This window comes from Burkholderia arboris (assembly GCF_902499125.1).
In the GTDB taxonomy this organism is placed as follows: domain Bacteria; phylum Pseudomonadota; class Gammaproteobacteria; order Burkholderiales; family Burkholderiaceae; genus Burkholderia; species Burkholderia arboris.
This window is the reverse complement of record NZ_CABVPX010000040.1, coordinates 40107-58866: the sequence shown is the minus strand read 5'-3', so window position 1 is coordinate 58866 and position 18760 is coordinate 40107. Positions and strand designations below refer to the sequence as shown.

General features: G+C 66.8%; 18 protein-coding genes. 10 read left to right on the top strand and 8 right to left on the bottom strand.

The window, feature by feature from the left end; genetic code table 11:
- Positions 1–82: 82 nt before the first annotated feature.
- On the bottom strand, positions 83–514 hold the full coding sequence (locus tag BLA15945_RS33325) for a transcriptional regulator (RefSeq protein ID WP_059232867.1): 432 nt from the start codon (positions 512–514) through the stop codon (positions 83–85).
- 336 nt (positions 515–850) lie between these two features.
- Between BLA15945_RS33325 and mnmE the strand changes: the two genes are divergently transcribed.
- Positions 851–2245, top strand: coding sequence for a tRNA uridine-5-carboxymethylaminomethyl(34) synthesis GTPase MnmE (mnmE, locus tag BLA15945_RS33320; RefSeq protein ID WP_059236563.1), 1395 nt, complete (start codon positions 851–853; stop codon positions 2243–2245).
- Between the two features lie 125 nt (positions 2246–2370).
- Positions 2371–3099, top strand: a complete 729-nt coding sequence (locus BLA15945_RS33315; protein WP_233464353.1) for a hypothetical protein — start codon at positions 2371–2373, stop codon at positions 3097–3099.
- Between the two features lie 125 nt (positions 3100–3224).
- Here the strand turns inward: BLA15945_RS33315 and BLA15945_RS37905 are convergent, their stop codons facing one another.
- From BLA15945_RS37905 to BLA15945_RS33300, 4 genes are all read right to left on the bottom strand, one after another.
- On the bottom strand, positions 3225–3347 hold the full coding sequence (locus BLA15945_RS37905) for a hypothetical protein (protein WP_256085370.1): 123 nt from the start codon (positions 3345–3347) through the stop codon (positions 3225–3227).
- 150 nt (positions 3348–3497) lie between these two features.
- Positions 3498–4856, bottom strand: a complete 1359-nt coding sequence (locus tag BLA15945_RS33310; protein ID WP_059232869.1) for a sensor domain-containing diguanylate cyclase — start codon at positions 4854–4856, stop codon at positions 3498–3500.
- A 110-nt stretch (positions 4857–4966) separates the two neighbouring features.
- Positions 4967–5215 (bottom strand): DUF2795 domain-containing protein, encoded by a 249-nt coding sequence (locus tag BLA15945_RS33305; protein WP_059232870.1) that lies wholly within the window; start codon positions 5213–5215, stop codon positions 4967–4969.
- Between the two features lie 115 nt (positions 5216–5330).
- Complete coding sequence (locus BLA15945_RS33300; RefSeq protein ID WP_174994352.1) at positions 5331–5501, bottom strand: hypothetical protein; 171 nt, start codon at positions 5499–5501, stop codon at positions 5331–5333.
- Positions 5502–5652: 151 nt separating this feature from the next.
- On the opposite strand from BLA15945_RS33300, the gene speG reads away from it, so the two are divergent.
- From speG to BLA15945_RS33285, 3 genes are all read left to right on the top strand, one after another.
- The gene (speG, locus tag BLA15945_RS33295; protein ID WP_059236565.1) at positions 5653–6210 is read left to right on the top strand and encodes a spermidine N1-acetyltransferase; all 558 of its coding nucleotides are present in this window, start codon (positions 5653–5655) and stop codon (positions 6208–6210) included.
- Positions 6211–6697: 487 nt separating this feature from the next.
- Entirely contained in the window at positions 6698–7045 is a 348-nt protein-coding gene (sap1, locus tag BLA15945_RS33290; protein ID WP_059232871.1) for a surface attachment protein Sap1, read from the top strand.
- 188 nt (positions 7046–7233) lie between these two features.
- Positions 7234–7788, top strand: a complete 555-nt coding sequence (locus BLA15945_RS33285; RefSeq protein ID WP_059232872.1) for a YaeQ family protein — start codon at positions 7234–7236, stop codon at positions 7786–7788.
- Positions 7789–7809: 21 nt separating this feature from the next.
- Here the strand turns inward: BLA15945_RS33285 and BLA15945_RS33280 are convergent, their stop codons facing one another.
- A complete protein-coding gene (locus tag BLA15945_RS33280) occupies positions 7810–8223 on the bottom strand; it encodes a VOC family protein (RefSeq protein WP_174994351.1) in 414 nt (137 codons plus the stop codon).
- A 431-nt stretch (positions 8224–8654) separates the two neighbouring features.
- On the opposite strand from BLA15945_RS33280, the gene ada reads away from it, so the two are divergent.
- The 3 genes from ada (at position 8655) to gshA (ending at position 12786) form a co-directional block, all read left to right on the top strand.
- On the top strand, positions 8655–9746 hold the full coding sequence (ada, locus tag BLA15945_RS33275; RefSeq protein ID WP_174994350.1) for a bifunctional DNA-binding transcriptional regulator/O6-methylguanine-DNA methyltransferase Ada: 1092 nt from the start codon (positions 8655–8657) through the stop codon (positions 9744–9746).
- Positions 9743–10702: a DNA-3-methyladenine glycosylase family protein gene (locus BLA15945_RS33270; protein ID WP_174994349.1), complete on the top strand. Its 960-nt coding sequence runs from the start codon at positions 9743–9745 to the stop codon at positions 10700–10702. Before ada ends, BLA15945_RS33270 begins: the two co-directional genes overlap by 4 nt.
- A gap of 470 nt (positions 10703–11172) precedes the next feature.
- A complete protein-coding gene (gshA, locus tag BLA15945_RS33265) occupies positions 11173–12786 on the top strand; it encodes a glutamate--cysteine ligase (protein WP_059232876.1) in 1614 nt (537 codons plus the stop codon).
- Between the two features lie 73 nt (positions 12787–12859).
- Here the strand turns inward: gshA and BLA15945_RS33260 are convergent, their stop codons facing one another.
- Entirely contained in the window at positions 12860–13171 is a 312-nt protein-coding gene (locus tag BLA15945_RS33260; RefSeq protein WP_059232877.1) for a DUF4148 domain-containing protein, read from the bottom strand.
- A gap of 517 nt (positions 13172–13688) precedes the next feature.
- Here BLA15945_RS33260 and BLA15945_RS33255 point away from each other — a divergent pair.
- A complete protein-coding gene (locus tag BLA15945_RS33255) occupies positions 13689–15329 on the top strand; it encodes an L-lactate permease (protein WP_059232878.1) in 1641 nt (546 codons plus the stop codon).
- 95 nt (positions 15330–15424) lie between these two features.
- Here BLA15945_RS33255 and BLA15945_RS33250 read toward each other — a convergent pair whose 3' ends face one another.
- Entirely contained in the window at positions 15425–16342 is a 918-nt protein-coding gene (locus tag BLA15945_RS33250) for a LysR family transcriptional regulator (protein ID WP_174994348.1), read from the bottom strand.
- A gap of 228 nt (positions 16343–16570) precedes the next feature.
- On the opposite strand from BLA15945_RS33250, the gene BLA15945_RS33245 reads away from it, so the two are divergent.
- Positions 16571–18742 carry a phosphocholine-specific phospholipase C gene (locus BLA15945_RS33245; RefSeq protein WP_059232880.1) on the top strand — a complete coding sequence of 724 codons (2172 nt, stop codon included), beginning with the start codon at positions 16571–16573 and terminating at the stop codon, positions 18740–18742.
- The last annotated feature ends 18 nt before the right edge of the window (positions 18743–18760 follow it).

The window sequence follows — 18760 nt, the reverse complement described above, 5'->3', positions numbered from 1 at the left end:
GCCAGCCGCCCGCGACGCACGAAAAAAAGGCCGCATGGTTCGTGACCATGCGGCTTTTTGCTTTTGCGGTTCCGGTGCGGGTTCAGCCCTTCTTCGAGTCGCCCGAGTCGCCGTAGAACTGCTCGACCAGTTCCTGCACGAGGTAGCGATGATGCGGCGACAACGCTTCGATCTTCGACGCGAGCTCGATCGTCTCGGGCGTCGGCGGATAGCGCTCGTCGCGCGGCAGCGGTTGCGGCGTCGGGTGTTCGATCACGCTCGGCGACGGGCCGTAATGCAGCCAGTGGAGTTCGACGCGCAGCCATTCGGCGAGCGTGGCGAGTTTGTCCGACGTCGGAATCGTGCGGCCCGTCAGCCATTTGTGCGCGGTTTGCGGCGAAACGGGATGCGTTCCGCGGTGGCGCAAATTGAAACGGTTCGCCAGCTCAGTCGCACCGGTGACCTTCTCCGGGCTGCGCCGCAGGGCGAATTTCAGGCGTTCCGAGAACGCGGCTTTTTCTTCGGATGTCGGCATGGGGGAGATTGTGCAATTCCACCGCCACGTATCAGACAACCATTCGGGATAAACGTATCTCGTTCAGACGAATCCCAATCTCGATCAGGGCGTGGAGCGGAATTTGGGGCCGCAGCGTTGGGCCGCTCCAGCAGGCATACTCGTCCGAAACGGTGGCTGCGACATTGCGCACGACTGATACTTGGCTTATCCCCAGCGGGATAAATTCGGGCGCGTCCGAATCTGTCGTGGCGACCGATGGCGTGTGTGCCGGCACGCTACAATGCCGGCGTTCCGATGCCCGAACTGTTGCGCGGGCGCACCATATTCACCGATCACCCGATTCATCCGATTCCCATGCTTGCTACCGATTCCGATCCGATCGTCGCCATTGCCACCGCTGCCGGCCGGGGGGGCATCGGCGTCGTCCGTGTATCGTTCGGGCGCGGCGGCGAGGCGGCCGCGCTGCCGCTGATCGAAGCGTTGTGCGGGCAGAAGCTTGCACCGCGTCATGCGAGCTACGTGCCGTTCCTCGACGAGCACGGCGCGCCGCTCGACCGCGGGATCGCGCTGTATTTCCCGGCGCCGCACTCGTACACCGGCGAGCACGTGCTCGAGCTGCAGGGGCATGGCGGACCGATCGTGATGCAACTGCTGCTGCAGCGTTGCCTGGATGCGGGGCGCGGTTTCGGGCTGCGGCTCGCGGAGCCCGGCGAATTCACGCGGCGTGCGTTCCTGAACGACAAGCTCGACCTCGCGCAGGCCGAAGCCGTTGCCGACCTGATCGAGGCGAGCACCGAGGCCGCGGCGCGCTCGGCCGGGCGCTCGCTCGACGGCGCGTTCTCGCGGCAGATCCATGCGCTCGTCGACGACGTGATCACGCTGCGGATGCTGGTCGAGGCGACGCTCGATTTTCCGGAAGAGGAGATCGACTTCCTCGAGGCGGCCGACGCGCGCGGCAAGCTCGCGAAGATCCGCGCGCAGCTCGCGCACGTGCTCGGCGATGCGCGGCAGGGTGCGCTGCTGCGTGAAGGGCTGTCGGTCGTGCTCGCGGGGCAGCCGAACGTCGGCAAGTCGTCGCTGCTGAACGCGCTGGCCGGCGCGGAGCTGGCGATCGTCACGCCGATCGCGGGGACGACGCGCGACAAGGTCGCGCAGACGATCCAGGTCGAAGGAATTCCGCTTCACATCATCGATACGGCCGGGCTGCGTGAGACCGAGGATGAGGTCGAGCGGATCGGCATTGCGCGCACGTGGAGCGAGATCGAGCGCGCGGACGTCGTGCTGCATCTGCTCGATTCGCGTACGGGGATGACGCCCGATGACGTAGTGATCGCGGCGCGGTTTCCCGGCGGCGTGCCGGTGGTGCGCGTGCTGAACAAGACGGATCTGACCGGTGTGCCGGCGTGCGTCGAGCATCCGGCGGCGGAGGGCGATCTGACCGAGGTGCATCTGTCGGCGAAGCGCGGCGACGGGATCGACATGCTGCGTGCCGAGCTGTTGCGGATTGCGGGGTGGCAGGCGGGAGCCGAAGGCGTGTATCTCGCGCGCGAGCGGCATCTGATCGCGCTGCGGGCCGCGCAGGAACATCTCGCGCAGGCGGCGGATCATGCGGAGCAGCGCGCTCAGTCGCTCGATCTGTTTGCCGAGGAATTGCGGCTCGCGCAGGAGCAACTCAATTCGATTACCGGGGAGTTCACTTCGGATGATCTGCTGGGGGTGATTTTCAGCAGGTTTTGTATCGGGAAGTGAGCAGGCGCTTAAGGTCGGCAGCCTTTTCTGGCAACCTCTGTACCTCTGTCGCTTGCCTCACCGAACGCTCCCCACCCATGCCCCTGTCCCGCCGACATTTCGTTGCCACCCTCGCTGCGCTGCCGATGCTGGCCGCACGCGCCGCGTCGAGCGCGCCCGTGCCGTCACGGCCTGCCGACCGCAACGCGATCATCCGTGCAGTCTTTGCCGATGGCGCATCCCTCCCCGATCTGACCTCACGCCACGTCGCGTTGCTGAAGCGGTTACGTGTGATGTGGATGCCGGTCGAATCCGGCGCGCCGGGCATCGATCCGATGCATCCGTTGACCGGCGAAGGGCCGACGATTGCACTGGCCAAGGCCGCACTCAGGACCGATGACGACGCACTCGCCATTCGTACGCTCGCCGAACTCGGACACCTCGTGCCCGTGTTTGTCGCGACGGCGGGCACGCTGGCGCCCGGGCAATACACGATCCCGCCCGCGCTGCGCAAGCTGTTCGCTTTCAAGGGGAGTGGTGTCGATGCGTCGGGCCGATTCGAATTTCGCGCTGCGCATCTCGCCGTGTTGCGGGGCGCCAACTGGCGGACCGTCGATGCGGACGCAATCGACGACGTGCTGAGCGAAGGGGATTTCTGGCCGATGCCGTACATCGACGGCAAGCGGCCCTACGGGGATCGCACGTACTACCCGTTCGACATGGCCGAACTGCTGGGTGAGCCGTACAAGCGGGATGCCAGGGGCGATCTGGTCAAGGACGGGAAAAAGGATGCGCGTCTGGAGCGGCTTCACGGCGAAACGCTCGCCGCGCTACAGGTGTTCCTGATGCACGCGGATCTGGCCGGGGCGGCCTGATCGGGCTTCGGTCCGGCGCCTCGATCGCGTTGGGAAAAACAAGGCGATCGACGCATCCGGACCCTTCACGACGACAACGGCGCATCGACCTTTACGCGATCGTAGCGCCGCAATCTTCACTCGCGTCAATCCCAATGCCGGTGATGGTAATACCCGCCACCACCGTAATATCCGCCGCCGTCAGGCACCACGATACAGCCGCTCAGCAACACGGCGACACCGGCAATCAGCAAAAGGGCTTTCTTCATGGCGCTCACCTGCTTGGGTTCGATATGAAACCCAGCATAGCGAGCGCCACCAACACCGGCTGTAAGCGATCGTTTCCCTGTTGCGCAATCCGTAACGGCGGATTATTCCGGTCACAATGACCGTAACAATTAGCCAAACAGCAGACGTTTTCAGGTGGTGACGACCCTGTTGCGCCCCGTATCCTTCGCACGATACAGCGCGGCGTCGGCGGCTTCGATCAATGCATCGGGCGTCGACAGATCGTCGGCCGACACGGTCGCGCAACCGACGCTGACGCTCACGCGCCCGGCCGGCGAGTCGGGCATCTCGAGGTCGAGCCGCAGCACGGCTTCGCGCGCTTCGTCGGCCACCACCCGCGCACCGCGCGCACCCGTGTTCGGCAACACGATCGCAAACTCCTCGCCACCATAGCGCGCGACGATATCCGCCGGCCGCCGTACCGCACCGGCGAGCGCATTCGCAACCGCGATCAGGCACGCATCGCCTTTCACGTGACCGAACGTGTCGTTGTAGGCCTTGAAGTGATCGACGTCGACCATCAGCAGCGACAGCGGTTCGCCCTGCCGCCGCGCCTGCAGGAACAGCATGTGGAAATGGTCGTTGAAGTGGCTGCGGTTGAATGCACCGGTCAGCCCGTCGCGCGCGGAAGAGCGGATCAGCGTCGCATGCGCCTCGAACAGCTGCTGGTACAGCATCGTCACTTCCCACGCGAGCACGCACACGAGCACGCCGGGCGTGAACATGCTGAACACGCGCGCGACATACCAGCCGACCGTGTAGCGGTTCGTCGTCAGAAGGTTCAGCGTCGTGTCGGTGAGGCACGCGAGCACCGCGATCGCCAGCCACAGGTCGAGGGTCGTGCGCAGCCGGCCCGTGACGAGCACCGCGACGAGCGCGAGCGCATTGAGGATCCACACGACGAGCGCGATGCCGTTGACGGGCAGTACGGCCGTGTCGCCGGGCGGATGGAACGCGGGCGGCAGCGATACGTTCAGTGCGAGCGCGCACAGGAGCGCGGCCGCGACGGCCGGCCCGCCGACGAGCGCGACCGTCCAGCGGCGCGTCTCTTTCTCGCCGACCGGTGCGCGCGTCAGCCGCTCGCGGGCGAACAGCGCGGCCATCACGAAGCACGGGAAGCCGGCATGCCAGAAGACCCACATCCACGCAGCGCTTTGCGGGCGCGCGCCGAGCAGGCCATGCGGCGCGAACACGCCGGGAAAGGTGAGCAGCTGCAGCGCGACGGCGAGCGCGGTGAACGCATAGGCGCCGCCGAGCGCGCCGAGCACGGGCTGGCGCGTCACGGTGAACTGCGCGCCGAGGAAGAACGCGGCGATGCTCGCAGTCGTGAACACGGTGAGCGCACACATCGGCATGAACGGTTCGACGGCCGGCAGCGTGACGTTCGCGTGCGGCACGGCGATCCCGAGCGCAAGCAGGATGACGAGCGCCGTCAGCGCGCCGAACCAGAGCTGACGTCGCGACGTGTGCTGGATCAGGATGCCTTCCATGGAGTCCCCCGGACACGCGTGCCCGAACGCCCGTTCTTGCGCCGGGCGGCACGCCTCCCGATCGCGGCGCGACCGGTGCGGCCCGATCCTATCGCGTTATTGGCATCCGCTCAAATGCCGAGCCCCGGGCCGAAGTTGCCGGCGACCCACTGCGTGACGGCATTGACGTCCGCGTAGTCCTGTTCGGGCAGGCCGTCGAGCATCGACAGCACCTCGTTGCTGGCGCCGGCGTCGCGTGCGGCGTCGACGATTGCATCCTTGTTCGCCGGGTAGCGGACGGCTGCCAGCACATCGGCGATCTGCAGGTCGATCGTTTCGTGAGGGATATCGTGAGCAGGGGCAGCAGGCTTGTCGTTCACGTTGGCGTCTCGCGGGTTGGGCGGGAATGGGATCGAAGCGGAAGGGTCGCGCACCGCGTGTTACCCGGCCCGGGATGGCCGGCCGGCGCGTGCTGCGAATCGAGGACGAACCGGCTCAATGACCGCGTCGCACGCGGCGCCACGGATGCTTCCAGTCGATATGCGGTGCGTCTTCGTCGCGCGGATGCTGGCGCCGGTGTTCCTGCCACAGTTCGTCGGAAAACAGCGCCGCGACAATAACGAGCGGCAGCACGAGGAATATTCCGAGTATGACTTGCTCGATCACGATAGCCTCCTTGCGGTGGCAGGAACCCTTGCTCCCATTCTAGGCTCTGAACCTCGCCCGCGTTCAATTTCTTACAGTGCGAAACGGGCCCGAACGCGGCCGTGCCGCGCGGGCGTACCGCACGTGCGCCGGCATCAAAAAGGACATGAACATGCAACTCCAGAACGATACCAACACGCTCGCGCTGCGGCCGCTGGAGCGCCAGGACCTGCGCTTCGTCCACGAGCTGAACAACGACGCGAAGATCATGCGCTACTGGTTCGAGGAGCCGTACGAAACCTTCTCGGAACTGTCGCAGCTGTACGACCGCCACGTGCACGACCAGCGCGAACGCCGGTTCGTCACGGTCGATTCGCAAGGCGAACTGGTCGGCCTCGTCGAGCTGATCGAGCTCGACTACATCCATCGCCGCGGCGAGTTCCAGATCATCATCGCGCCGCAATGCCAGGGGCGCGGCTATGCAGGCCAGGCGACGCGTCTCGCGATCGAGTACGCATTCAAGGTGCTGAACATGCGCAAGCTGTACCTGATCGTCGATACGTCGAATGCGGCGGCGATTCACGTGTACGAGAAATGCGGATTCCAGCACGAAGCCGAATTGAAGGAAGAATTTTTCGGAAACGGCGCGTATCACAACGCTTATCGGATGTGCATTTTTCAGCGCGATTATTTCGAGCGCCAGCAAACCAGCCCGAATAAGGCAGGGTAAACACGCTGGCGAAGGGCGCTTGCGGCGGGGCTTCTGCCGGCATCGAATACATTCGGGGAACTACGGATAAATACGGATTCGCTTATACCTGGCATTTTTCTTGTATCAGGTATTTGCGATTCCGCGCTGCGGTAAAGTCGAATCGTTTCGAATGACTTTATGTGCGGCGCATCAAAATGATCCGGATGACGAAATGGATTATCCAAACCGTTCAACCGTCACACTGTAACTTGGATGAAAGCCTTGCCGGATAACGCTTCTCGCCCGGCATGAAGGGTCTGTCCACCACGCAACAGGTTTTGCGCGCCGCGCGCGCCGCGTGAAAAACGGGCTGCGCACGGGGTGCGACAATCCGCCGCTATTGCGGTCGCACAACAAATGTGCTTGCTATCGTTTACCGGTCTTCTAAAGTGAAAAACGCGGGTTCACGATCATCTTTAAACGCATAGCTAACCCAAGCCTGGTGTCCGCAGCCTGGAGACAGAACATGATGAAGCGTACCGGTATCCTTTTTGCCCTTGTCGGCGCATTTTGCGCGGTGTCGATTGCCCAGGCCGGCGGCGATTCGGCCGTCAAGCCGAAGCAGGAAATCCAGTTGACGAAGAACGCCTGGGGCTGCCTGTCGAAAGACAATCTGGATTCCGTACTGAATCACGAGCGTGACGGCAAGTCGCAGGCGAAGCAGCAGTACTTCGACGACTACCGCTGCCTGTCGGTGCCGGAAGGCCAGCGCTTCCGCGTGGTGTCGGTCGACCAGGGCGACGTGCAGTTCGTCAGCGCCGACAACAGCGACCAGCAGGGTCTCTGGACCGATTCGCGCTTCGTCAAGCAGTAACCGGTCGATCCCCGCGCAGTCGCACGACGCGCGAGCGCGCCGGCCGAAGTGCCGGCGGCGCGAACCGAACACGGCCCGGCTGATGCCGGGCCGTTGTGCTGTGGCGGGAGCATGACACGCGCCGGACGGCGCGCATTCGGTATCATCACGGCCCGACCGAACCGAATGCCCGCCCGGGCCGACTCCGCATGGCGCTGAAATCCACGATCTACAAAGCCGAACTGCAAATCGCCGACATGGATCGGCATTACTACGCCGATCACGCGCTGACGGTGGCGCGCCATCCGTCGGAAACCGACGACCGGATGATGGTGCGCATCGTCGCGTTCGCGCTGTTCGCGCACGAGCGGCTCGAATTCTGCAAGGGGCTGTCGGACGTCGACGAGCCCGATCTGTGGCAGAAGGACCTGACGGGCGCGATCGACGTGTGGATCGAGGCCGGCCAGCCCGACGAACGGCGCATCTCGAAGGCGGCCGGCCGTGCCGGCCAGGTCACGGTGATCGCGTATGGCGGCAAGACGTCGGATATCTGGTGGCAAGGCGTGCGCAGCAAGGTCGAACGGCTGCGCAACGTGCAGGTGCTGTCGCTCACCGACGGCGTCGCGACCGCGCTCGGGCGGCTCGCGGAGCGCACGATGCGTCTGCAGTGCACGGTGCAGGACGGCACTGCGTGGATCTCGAGCGCCGACCATGACCCGGTCGCGGTCGAATGGACCGTGCTGAAGGCGCGCGCGGACGCGTGACGGCCCGCGCGCCGGCCGCGTTCAGCCGATCGCGGCCGGCGGCCCCTTGAATTCGACCATGTTGCCTTCGGGATCGAACAGGTAGATCGACGGCCCGTAGCCGCCGGCGCCGTAGCGTTCCGCCGGGGCGCCCGGCCGCGCGCCATGTGTGGCGAAATGGGCGATCAAAGCGTCGGGATCGAACGGCTCGACGCGCAGGCACAGGTGATCGAGGTTGCGCCCCGTGCCGGGCGGGCCGCTGTCGGGGCGGTCGATCGGGCCGCCGACCGTCAGCAGGTCGATCAGCGCATCGCCGGCGCGCAACTGCACGAGGCCCAGATCGGGCTGCTCCTTTTCCACATGGCAGCCGACGGCGTCGCAGTAAAAGCGCGTCATCGCCGCCATGTCGGTCACGCGCAGCACGATGTGATCGATCCCGCGGATGGTGGGCTTCATGAACGGATACTCCTTCGCAGTCGACGAGCATCGAGTGTAGACGCATCGCGCCTGCGCCGCCGGCCGGAACACGGCACAATCGACAGACGAAAAAAAGCCCGCTCACGCAGTGCGGAGCGGGCTTAATCCATATCAGGAGGAGACATGGAGGAGACAGTTCCAACTATACACACGGCGATGGTGCGACGCAATATTCCGAATGCAAAAAAACGTCAGGACGGCGATTTGTCGCATCCGCACTGCAGCAAAAGGGTGACGGGGCGATGACGAAAACCGCGCCGGAGCAGCCGCTTCGGGCGTTTTGTCGGATTTATTTCTGATCGATGTGTCCCCGGTTCGCCGCCGCGAATCACAGAGCAAGATTCAGGGCGCGACGGCATGCGCCGATGTCTAGAGTAGGCACCATCTACACTAGAGAGTGCGAGGTTCAGATGAAAACCGCCTATCCGACCGACGATGCCCGCTGGGGCGCCGTGACCGAGCGCGATCCGCATGCGGACGGCGCGTTCTTCTATGCTGTGCGCACGACCGGCGTGTTCTGCCGCCCCACCTGCGCGTCGCGGCTGCCGCGCCGCGAGAATGTGTCCTTCTTCGCCGATCCGGCGGCCGCACGCGCGGCCGGCTTCCGGCCCTGCAAGCGCTGCCAGCCGGAAGGGCTGCCGCGCGAGCTCGAGATCGTCAACCGCGCATGCGCGGTGCTCGACGCGCACGCGGAGCGGCTCACGTTGCAGGAACTGAGCGATGCCGTGCATGTGAGCCCGTTCCACCTGCAGCGGCTGTTCAAGCGCGTGGTCGGCGTGTCGCCGCGGCAGTACCAGGCCGCGCAGCGCGGCGCCGCGCTGCGGCAGGCGCTGCAAAGCGGGCAGCCGGTCACGCAGGCGGCCGTCGACGCGGGGTTCAACTCGCCGTCGCGGCTTTATGCATCGGTGCCGCGCGAACTCGGGATGGCGCCGTCCGCGTTCCGCCGCCAGGGCGCGGGCCTGCGGATCGAGTATGCGACCGCGCCGACGTCGCTCGGCACGGTGCTCGTCGCCGCGACCGATCAGGGCATCTGCCGGATCGCGTTCGGCGACGAACCGGCGGCGCTCGTCGGCGAGCTGAAGGACGCATTTGCCCGCGCCGAACTGGTCGAAGCGTCCACGCGGCTCGCGCCGTTCGTCGCGCAGATCCGCGCGTACCTGGACGGCACGCGGCACGCATTCGACCTGCCGCTCGACATCGCGCCGACCGCGTTCCAGCAGCGCGTGTGGGAAGCGCTGACGCATATTCCGTACGGCGAAACACGCAGCTACTCGGAGATTGCCGAGTCGCTCGGTTCGCCGCGCGCGGTGCGGGCGGTCGCGTCCGCGTGCGCGTCGAACCCGGTCGCGCTGGCGATTCCGTGCCACCGTGTCGTGCAAAAGGGCGGCGCGCTCGCCGGATATCGCTGGGGCGTGCGCCGCAAGGCGACGCTGCTCGCGTCCGAAGCGCGTCATGTCCACAACGATGAAGCCGAAGCCGTGACGGAGGGCAGTGCAGTTTGAGCATCGATCAAGCAACGATTGCGTCCATCGCGAACGGCGGCCAGGTGCCGCCGTCCGCGCAGATGGAGCTGCGCTACAAGGCGCCGTACGACTGGGCGCGCGTGCTGCGTTTCTTCAGCGGGCGCGCGATTCCGGGTGTCGAGCAGGTCGCGGACGGCGTGTACCGTCGCATCGTCGACCTGCACGGCGATGCCGGCCGGCTCACCGTCACGAAACATCCGCGCAAGCATTGCCTGATCGCGACCGTCGAAGGGGCCGTCGCGCGCCATGTCGACGATGCGTTCGCCGCGCGCGTCGCGACGATGTTCGACCTCGGCGCCGATCCGGCCGCGATCGGCGGCGGGCTCGCGCGCGATCCGTGGTTCGCGCCGCTCGTCGAGGCCGCGCCGGGGTTGCGCGTGCCCGGCGCGTGGTCGGGGTTCGAGCTGGCGGTACGTGCGATCGTCGGCCAGCAGGTGAGCGTGAAGGCCGCGACGACGATCGTCGGAAGGCTCGTCGAACGGGCCGGCGAGCGGGTGATTCATGAAGACGACGGCGCGCCGGCGTGGCGTTTCCCGGCCCCCGACGCGCTGGCCGCGTGCGATCTCGACAAGATCGGGATGCCCGGCAAGCGGGTGGCGGCACTGACGGGCGTGGCGCGCGCGGTGGCGGCCGGCGACGTGCCGGTCGATCGCGCGCATGCCGATCTCGCGACACTGCGCAGTGCGTGGCTCGATCTGCCGGGTATCGGTCCGTGGACCGTCGAATACATCGCGATGCGCGCGTGGCGCGACCCGGACGCGTGGCCCGCCTCCGATCTCGTGCTGATGCAGTCGATCGCCGCGCGCGATCCGGCGCTCGACCGGCTCGCCAGCCAGAAGCGCCGCACCGACGGCTGGCGGCCGTGGCGCGCGTATGCGGCGCTGCATCTGTGGAACGAAGTGGCCGACCGGGCGGGCGGCGCGCGCGGCGGGTGAGCGCGGCGCCCGCCCGGTGCGGCCGGGTGCGACCGGACCGGGCCGCGATGCAACCCGTTGCGCAGGCCGGGCTGGCCTCGTCAAGCTACCCGCCGAATGCGGGCCGTCGAGGCGATTCATCGAATCCGGCGCCAGCCGGAGGTCGCGCGCGCGATGCAGGCGCATGCATCGTTTTCCGGTCGGTTCGGCCGCGCGGTTGCACCTGCCGCCACCTGTTCGCTGCTCGCGTTCCGTCCGACGAATTCGGCCGGCCGGCGTGACGATCCGCGCCGCCTGGAACCGGTCGCACCGGTTACGACAACCGCGATCGCCCCGTCCGGCGGCCCGCTCCGGCCCGCGCACCGTGCCTGGAGCCACCTCAAGCGCGTGTTTCGGCGAGATGTTAAAGTGCCCGCTACCAACGAAGCGACCAACAATCCAGCCGGCCGCGCGCGGCGTTCTGCGCGCGGCCGTCACGCACTTGCGTCTCCATGTCGAACACCATGACTCACCGCCAGTCCGAACTGCTGCTGAATCGCCTCGAAGCACTGAGCTCGGGCCCGACGCGGCAGCATCTGCCCGACGGCCTGCGCGGCATCGAAAAGGAAAGCCTGCGCGTGACGCGCGACGGGATGATCGCGTTCACGCCGCATCCGCGCGCGCTCGGTTCGGCGCTCACGCATCCGGCGCTGACGACCGACTATTCCGAGGCGCTGATCGAACTGATCACGCCTGCCGAGCGCGACGCCGCGATCACGCTCGAACGCCTCGACGATCTGCATCGCTACGTGTATGCGTCGCTCGGCGACGAGATGCTGTGGAACGACTCGATGCCGGGCCTGCTGCCGGCCGACGACCAGATTCCGATCGCCGATTACGGCTCGTCGAACATCGGCCGCCTGAAGACGGTGTACCGACGCGGCCTCGCGTATCGCTACGGCCGCACGATGCAGTGCATCGCCGGCATCCACTACAACTACTCGCTGCACGAGGAAGTGTGGCGGCGCCTGCACGCGGATGAAGGCTCGACGGCCACGCTCGTCGATTACCAGTCGGAACGCTATCTCGCGCAGATCCGCAACTTCCGCCGCCGCAGCTGGCTGCTGATGTACCTGTTCGGTGCGTCGCCGGCGCTCGACACGAAATTCCTGCGCGGCAAGCCGCACAAGCTCGACACGTTCGACGCCGATACGTTGTACCTGCCGTATGCGACGAGCCTGCGGATGAGCGATCTCGGCTACTCGAACACGACGGCCCAGGCCGCGCTGCACGTCGACTACAACACGCTGCCGGGCTATCTCGACGCGCTGTCGAAGGCCGTGAGCGAACCGTATCCGGCGTACGAGGCCATCGGCACGCATCGCGACGGCGAGTGGATCCAGATCAACACGAACGTGCTGCAGATCGAGAACGAGTTCTACTCGACGATCCGGCCGAAGCGCGTCACGTATTCGGGCGAGCGGCCGCTGCATGCGCTCGCGTCGCGCGGCGTGCAGTACATCGAGGTGCGTTGCCTCGACATCGATCCGTTCGAGCCGACCGGCATCGCGCTGGAAACCGCGCGCTTCATCGATGCATTCCTGCTCGCGTGCGCGCTGGACGAAAGCGCGCCGCTCGACTGCGAGGCGTACAAGGAAGCGAACGCGAACTTCGGCAGCGTGACGATGGAAGGCCGCAAGCCGGGGCTCACGCTCACGCGCGACGGCCAGTCGGTCACGATGCAGCAGTGGGCGGACGAGCTGATGGCCGATATCGAAACCATCGGCCGCCGTCTCGACGAGATCCGCGGTGGCGACGAGCATGCGCGCGCGATTGCCGCGCAGCGCGAGAAGCTCGCCGATCCGGAACGTACGCCGTCCGCACGCGTGCTGCGCACGATGCGCGAGCACGGCCAGTCGTTCCTCGGGTTCGCGCTCGCGCAGAGCGAAGCGCATGCCGCGCATTTCCGCGCGCATCCGCCGTCGGCGGACACGCTGCGCACCGAGCAGGCGCTCGCCGCGAAGTCGCTGGCCGAGCAGGCCGAGCTCGAAGCGAAGGAGGCCGGATCGTTCGACGCGTTCGTCGCGGCCTACCGCGCTTATACGCTGAACCGCTTCAGCGTCTGACGAGCGCACACGCGGCCGGCGCAGGTGCGCCGCGCCGCTGCCGTGCGATCCATCCGGTTCCTTCAGTCATCGGTCAGTGATGCGCGTACGTGCCGCGATCGATCGCATGCGGCAGCGCCGGCTTGCCTGATTCCACGTTTGCCCGGCTGTCGCTGCCGTAGCCGGCATCCTCGCCGCGCGCCTGCGCGGCACGCTGCATGATCGCCTGCATGTTCTCCGGAAAGTCGGGACTGCTTGCGAGGCTCGTGCGGTAGCCGGCGGCCTGCAGTTCCACGAGTTCCTGGCGGACCTGCGCGCGCGTTACCGTCGAGGCCGACTGCGCATGGGCGGCGAAGGCTGCGCCGATCAGCAGGAATGCGCATGCCGCGTGTTTCATCGTCTTCATCGTGTTTGCTCCGAGCGGTTCCGGTGCCGCGCCGTGTCTGGCCCGGCCGGAATCGATGCAGCCAGTCTAGGCTTCGGATGCCAAACGAAACACCCTCGTTGCAGTCAGTCACCTTTGTCGTGCGCGCAACATTGCGCGGGCGGCGGCATGACCGGGCTGCCTGTCGAACGTGACAGCCGGCCGCCATCCACCGGTCATCGTGCGGCGCAACGGCCGCATCGGGTCGTCACGCATCGGGCTTGTCCCCCTTGTACAAGCGCCGCGCGCCTCCTAACCTTTTTTAAGCGACCGATCGGTTGGCTGTGCGATGTCGTTGCGCGCACAAGCGCCTGATCGCCGTCGTGATTGCAGGACATCGCCTTGTACCGAACCCGGGGCATCGGCATGCCAACCCGGGTCGACCGCACAAGGCATGGGACCCGAGTACGCGCTGAAGCGCCAACCCGGGTCGACCGCACAAGGCATGGGACCCGAGTATGCGCTGAAGCGCCAACTCGGGTCGACATCTGGAGACACGATGAACCCTACCGACGCCCTACCGCCCGGCATCGTCTTCGCGCAGCCGTTGACGCCCATTGCCAACTCGCTGTTGCTGTCGTTCCTCGTCGCCGCGATCCCGATTGCCGTCGCGCTGATCGCGCTCGGCGTGCTGCGTCGCCCCGCGTGGCAAGCGTCGCTCGCCGGGCTCGTGGCGGGCCTCGCGGTTGCGATCGGCGCGTGGGGTATGCCGGCCGGGCTCGCGTTCAATGCGGTCGGCGCCGGCATGGCGCTCGCGGTCGTGCCGGTGATGTGGATCGTCTTCAACGCGCTGCTGCTGTACAACATCGCGGTGAAGTCGGGCCGCTTCGACCAGTTCCGGCAGTGGATGCTCGACAACCTGCCCGACGACCGCCGCCTCGTGCTGCTCGTCGTCGCGTTCTCGTTCGGCTGTCTGCTCGAAGGGATCTCCGGATTCGGCACGCCGGTCGCGATCACGAGCGCGCTGCTGATCGCGCTCGGCTTCCCCGCGCTCGAAGCGCTCACCTATACGCTGCTGTTCAACACGGCGCCGGTCGCGTTCGGCGCGCTCGGCGTGCCGATCACCGTGCTCGGCGCGGTCACGTCGTTGCCGCCCGCGACGCTCGCGCAGATGGTCGGCCGCCAGTTGCCGTTCTTCGCGCTGCTGCTGCCGTTCTACGTGGTCGGCGCGTATGGCGGGCTGCGCTCGATCTCGAAGCTGTGGCCGGCGCTGCTCGTGTCGGGTGCCAGCTTCGCGCTCGCGCAGTTCGTCACGTCGAACTTCCTCGGCTACCAGCTTACCGACGTGCTGTCGTCGCTCACGTCGCTGATCGTGACGATCGGCTTCCTGCAGGTGTGGAAGCCGCAGCCCGATCCGCAATACGCGCTCGCGCGCAGCGTGCCTGCCGCGGCCGGCGCCGCGCGCGCGGGCTTCGGCGGCTGGCTGCCGTGGATCGTCGTGTCGGTGGTCGTGATCGTGTGGGTGCACGCGAACATCGCGGCGATCGGCGACGTGAAGATCAAGTGGCCGGGCCTGCACAACGCGGTGTTCGTGTCGCTGTATCACAAGCCGTACGCGGCGATCTGGGACTTCCAGCCGCTCGGCACGGGCACCGCGATCCTCTTGTCGGCGATCATCACGGCCGCGCTCACGCGCACCGGCGCCGGCGCGTTCGTCGAATGCGTGGTGAAGACATGGCGGCAGACGTGGATCGCAATCGTCACGGTGATGATGATCGTCGGGCTCGCGTACCTGCTGAACTACTCGGGGATCAGCTACACGCTCGGCACCGGCGTCGCGTCGACGGGGGCGCTGTTCCCGCTGGTGTCCGCGTCGCTCGGCTGGATCGCCGTGTTCCTGTCCGGCAGCGACACGTCGGGCAACGCGCTGTTCGGCAACCTGCAGGTCGTGGCCGCGCGGCAGCTCGGCCTCGATCCGGTGCTGATGGCCGCGACCAACTCGTCGGGCGGCGTGATGGGCAAGATGATCTCGCCGCAGAACATCGCGACGGGCGTGTCGACGACGGACCTGAAAGGGCAGGAAGGTGTCGTGTTTGCGCGCACCTTCTGGCACAGCGTGATTCTCACGCTGCTGCTCGGCGTGCTGGTGTTCCTGCAGCAGCACGTGCTGACGTGGATGATTCCGGCATTGCCGAAATGATGTGAGCGCAACGACAGAAGGAAGGCACGAGGAAAAACGAGGGAAGGCGCGGGAAAAGCGCCAGTCAGATGCGGAACCGGCGAACGCGCGGCAGGTCAGCGCGCGTTCGCCCGCCGCGCCGGTTGTCCGTGGTCGGATGCGCCGGCTGCTTCGGCGCCGTCCGGCAGGATGCATGCGAGGAACGCGTCGATCGCGGGGCTCTGGCGGCGCGCTTTCAGGTAGTACACGTATTCGTCGATCGTCGTATCGACGCCGCGCAGCGCGATCACGCGCAGGTCAGGATGGCGCTCGGCCTCACCGAGCGGAAACAGGCTGCCGCCTACGCCGTGCAGGATTGCCTCGCGGATCGCTTCGCGGCTGCCGATCTCGGCAACCGACACGGCTGACACACCTGCCGCCGCGAGAATCGTCTCCGTGCAGCGGCGCGTGACCGACCCTTCCTCGCGAATCAGCAGCCGCACGTCGGCGAGTTGCGCCGGATCGATCGCGTCGAACCGCGCGAGCGGATGGTTGCGGTGCACGACGAGCACGAGCGGATCGGTCGAGATCACCTTGCGTTCGAGGCCGTCGGCGTCATTGCGCTGCGACGAGACGGCGAGGTCGATGCGGAACTCCTGCAGCGCCTGCAGGATTTCCTCGGAGTTGCCGATCCGGCACGTGAGCGCGATCGACGGATGCGCGCTCGAGAACCGGCCGACCGCATCCATGATGTAGTACGGGCCCGTCGCGCCGATCCGCAGGTGGCCTTCGAACCGGCCGCCGACGTTGCGCAGCATGATGTCGGCCTGCGCCTCGAGCGCGATCATCTTCTCGACGAGCGGCAGCAGCTCGATGCCCGTTTCGGTCACCTCGAGCTTGCGGCCGCTGCGGTAGAACAGCTCGACGCCGTACACCTGCTCGACCTGCCGGATCTGCGCGGCAATCGTCGGCTGGCTGACACCCAGGTGGCGCGCGGCGCGCGTGATGCTGCCCTGCCGGACGGTCGCGTGGAACGCCTTCAGCTGATCGAACACGACTCGGCTTCTCCCCTCTGTATCGCGCGTCAGCGTAGCGCACGCGTGTGTCGGCCGCATGAAAGGTGCGTCGTGCGCCGCTTCCAAAAAATCCTGTGGGTAACCAAAAGAAACCTGCGGTAACCGGTCACGGCCGGGACATGCCGGTGCGGGGTAATAGCGGCAACGTACCACCGCCGGCCCCGCTCGACCGGCGCCCCCACTCCTATCGACAACAGGGTTCTCTTCATGTCCTCGAACAATCGACGCGATTTCCTTCGCCTCGCCGCGCAGTCGGCCGGCGCGATGGCCGCCTATGCGGGCTTCCCGCCCGCGATCCGCAATGCGCTGGCGATGCCGGCCGCCTATCGCACGGGCACGATCCGCGACGTCGAACACGTCGTGATCTTCATGCAGGAAAACCGTTCGTTCGACCATTACTTCGGCGGGCTGCGCGGCGTGCGCGGCTTCAACGACCCGCGTCCGCACCTGCTGCCGAGCGGCGCGCCGGTGTGGCAACAGCCGCCGGCATCGGTGTTCACGAAGAACTACCATTCGCGCGGCCTCGATCCGTCGGCGCCGTACGTGCTGCCGTTCTACCTCGACCCGAAGCAGACGACCGAATTCCAGCCGGGCACCAACCACGGCTGGAGCAGCGGCCACCTGTCCTGGAACAACGGCCAGTGGGACCAGTGGGTGAACCAGAAGCAGGACGTGCTGACGATGGGCTACCTGAAGCGCCAGGATCTCACGTACCACTACGCGCTGGCCGACGCGTTCACGATCTGCGATTCGTACTTCTGTTCCGCGCACGCCGACACGGCGCCGAACCGCATCTACCTGTGGACCGGCACGGTCGACCCGCGCAACATCTACGGCAACCCGCCGAACGGCCCGGGCATCGGCGAGCGCGACGACGTGAACGGCTACACGTGGACGACCTATGCCGAGCGCCTCGAGAACGCGAAGGTCAGCTGGAAGGTGTACCAGGGCGGCACGGGCATTCCGGGTGACCCGACCGACAACTACACCGACAACTCGCTGATGTTCTTCAAGAAGTTCCAGGTGAAGGAAGGCGCGAGCGGCCCGCTGGTCGACAAGGGCGCGTCGGATCACACGCTCGCCGAGCTGAAGGCCGACGTGCAGGCGAACCGGCTGCCGCAGGTATCGTGGATCGTGTCGCCGTACAAGTACAGCGAGCACCCGCAGGCCTCGCCGACGGACGGCGCGTTCTACATCAACATGGTGCTCGAGGCGCTGACGTCGAACCCGGAGGTGTGGGCGAAGACGGTGTTCATCCTCAACTACGACGAGAACGACGGGCTGTTCGACCACGTCGTGCCGCCGGTGCCGCCGGTCACGAGCGGCGTGGGCGGACAGGGCATCGTGTCGTCGAACCTGCTGTCGAACCTCGGCGACGAGCTGCTCGACCTGAACAAGTATCCGGGCGAAATGAGCCCGCTCGTGCCGGGCGCGGACCCGGGCGGCATCCAGCCGATCGGCCTCGGGCCGCGCGTGCCGCTGATCATCATCTCGCCGTGGACGAAGGGCGGCTGGGTCTGCTCGGAGACGTTCGACCATACGTCGGTGCTGCGTTTCCTCGAAGCACGCTTCGGCGTGAAGGAGCCGAACATCAGCGCCTGGCGCCGGTCGATCTGCGGCGACCTCACGTCGGCATTCGACTTCTCCGCGCGTCCCGACACGCGCACGGTGAGCTTCACGGTGCCGCAGCACATCGCGACGGCTGGCCAGGCGTACCAGGTGCCCGCGCAGCAGTCGATGCCGGCGCAGGAGCCCGGCACGCGTCCGGCGCGTGCGCTGCCGTATGAGCTGTTCGTGCACAGCCGCGTGGGCGCGCATGACGACACCGTGTCGCTCGATTTCGCGAATACCGGTGATGCCGGCGCCGCGTTCTACGTGTACGACCGCCGCAACCCGGCAACGCCGCCGCGCCGCTATGCGGTGTCCGCGCACGACCGCTTCGTCGATACGTGGAGCACGTCGGCCGCGCGCGGCGAGTACCATCTCGCCGCCTACGGCCCGAACGGCTATCTGTGCGAGTTCCAGGGCAACACGCGGCTCGCGGCGGACGGCCGCCACGCGAACCCCGAAGCGAAGATCGGCTACGACGTGCGCAACCGCCACGTGTACCTGCAACTGCGCAACAGCGGCCGCGCGACGTGCCGCGTGACGGTCGACAACGCGTACAGCCATGCGCATGCGCGCACCTACACGCTGGAGCCGGGCGAGCGCGTCGAGGGGCACTTCGAGCTGTCGTCGAGCCACGGCTGGTACGATCTGACGATTACCGCGACGACGCTGCGCGGCGGTGAGGACAAGGTCGTGCGTCGCTTCGCGGGCCACGTCGAGACGGGCCGGCCGAGCCACAGCGATCCGGGGCCGGTGAAGCACACGGCCTGACGGCCGTACGTCGCGCGG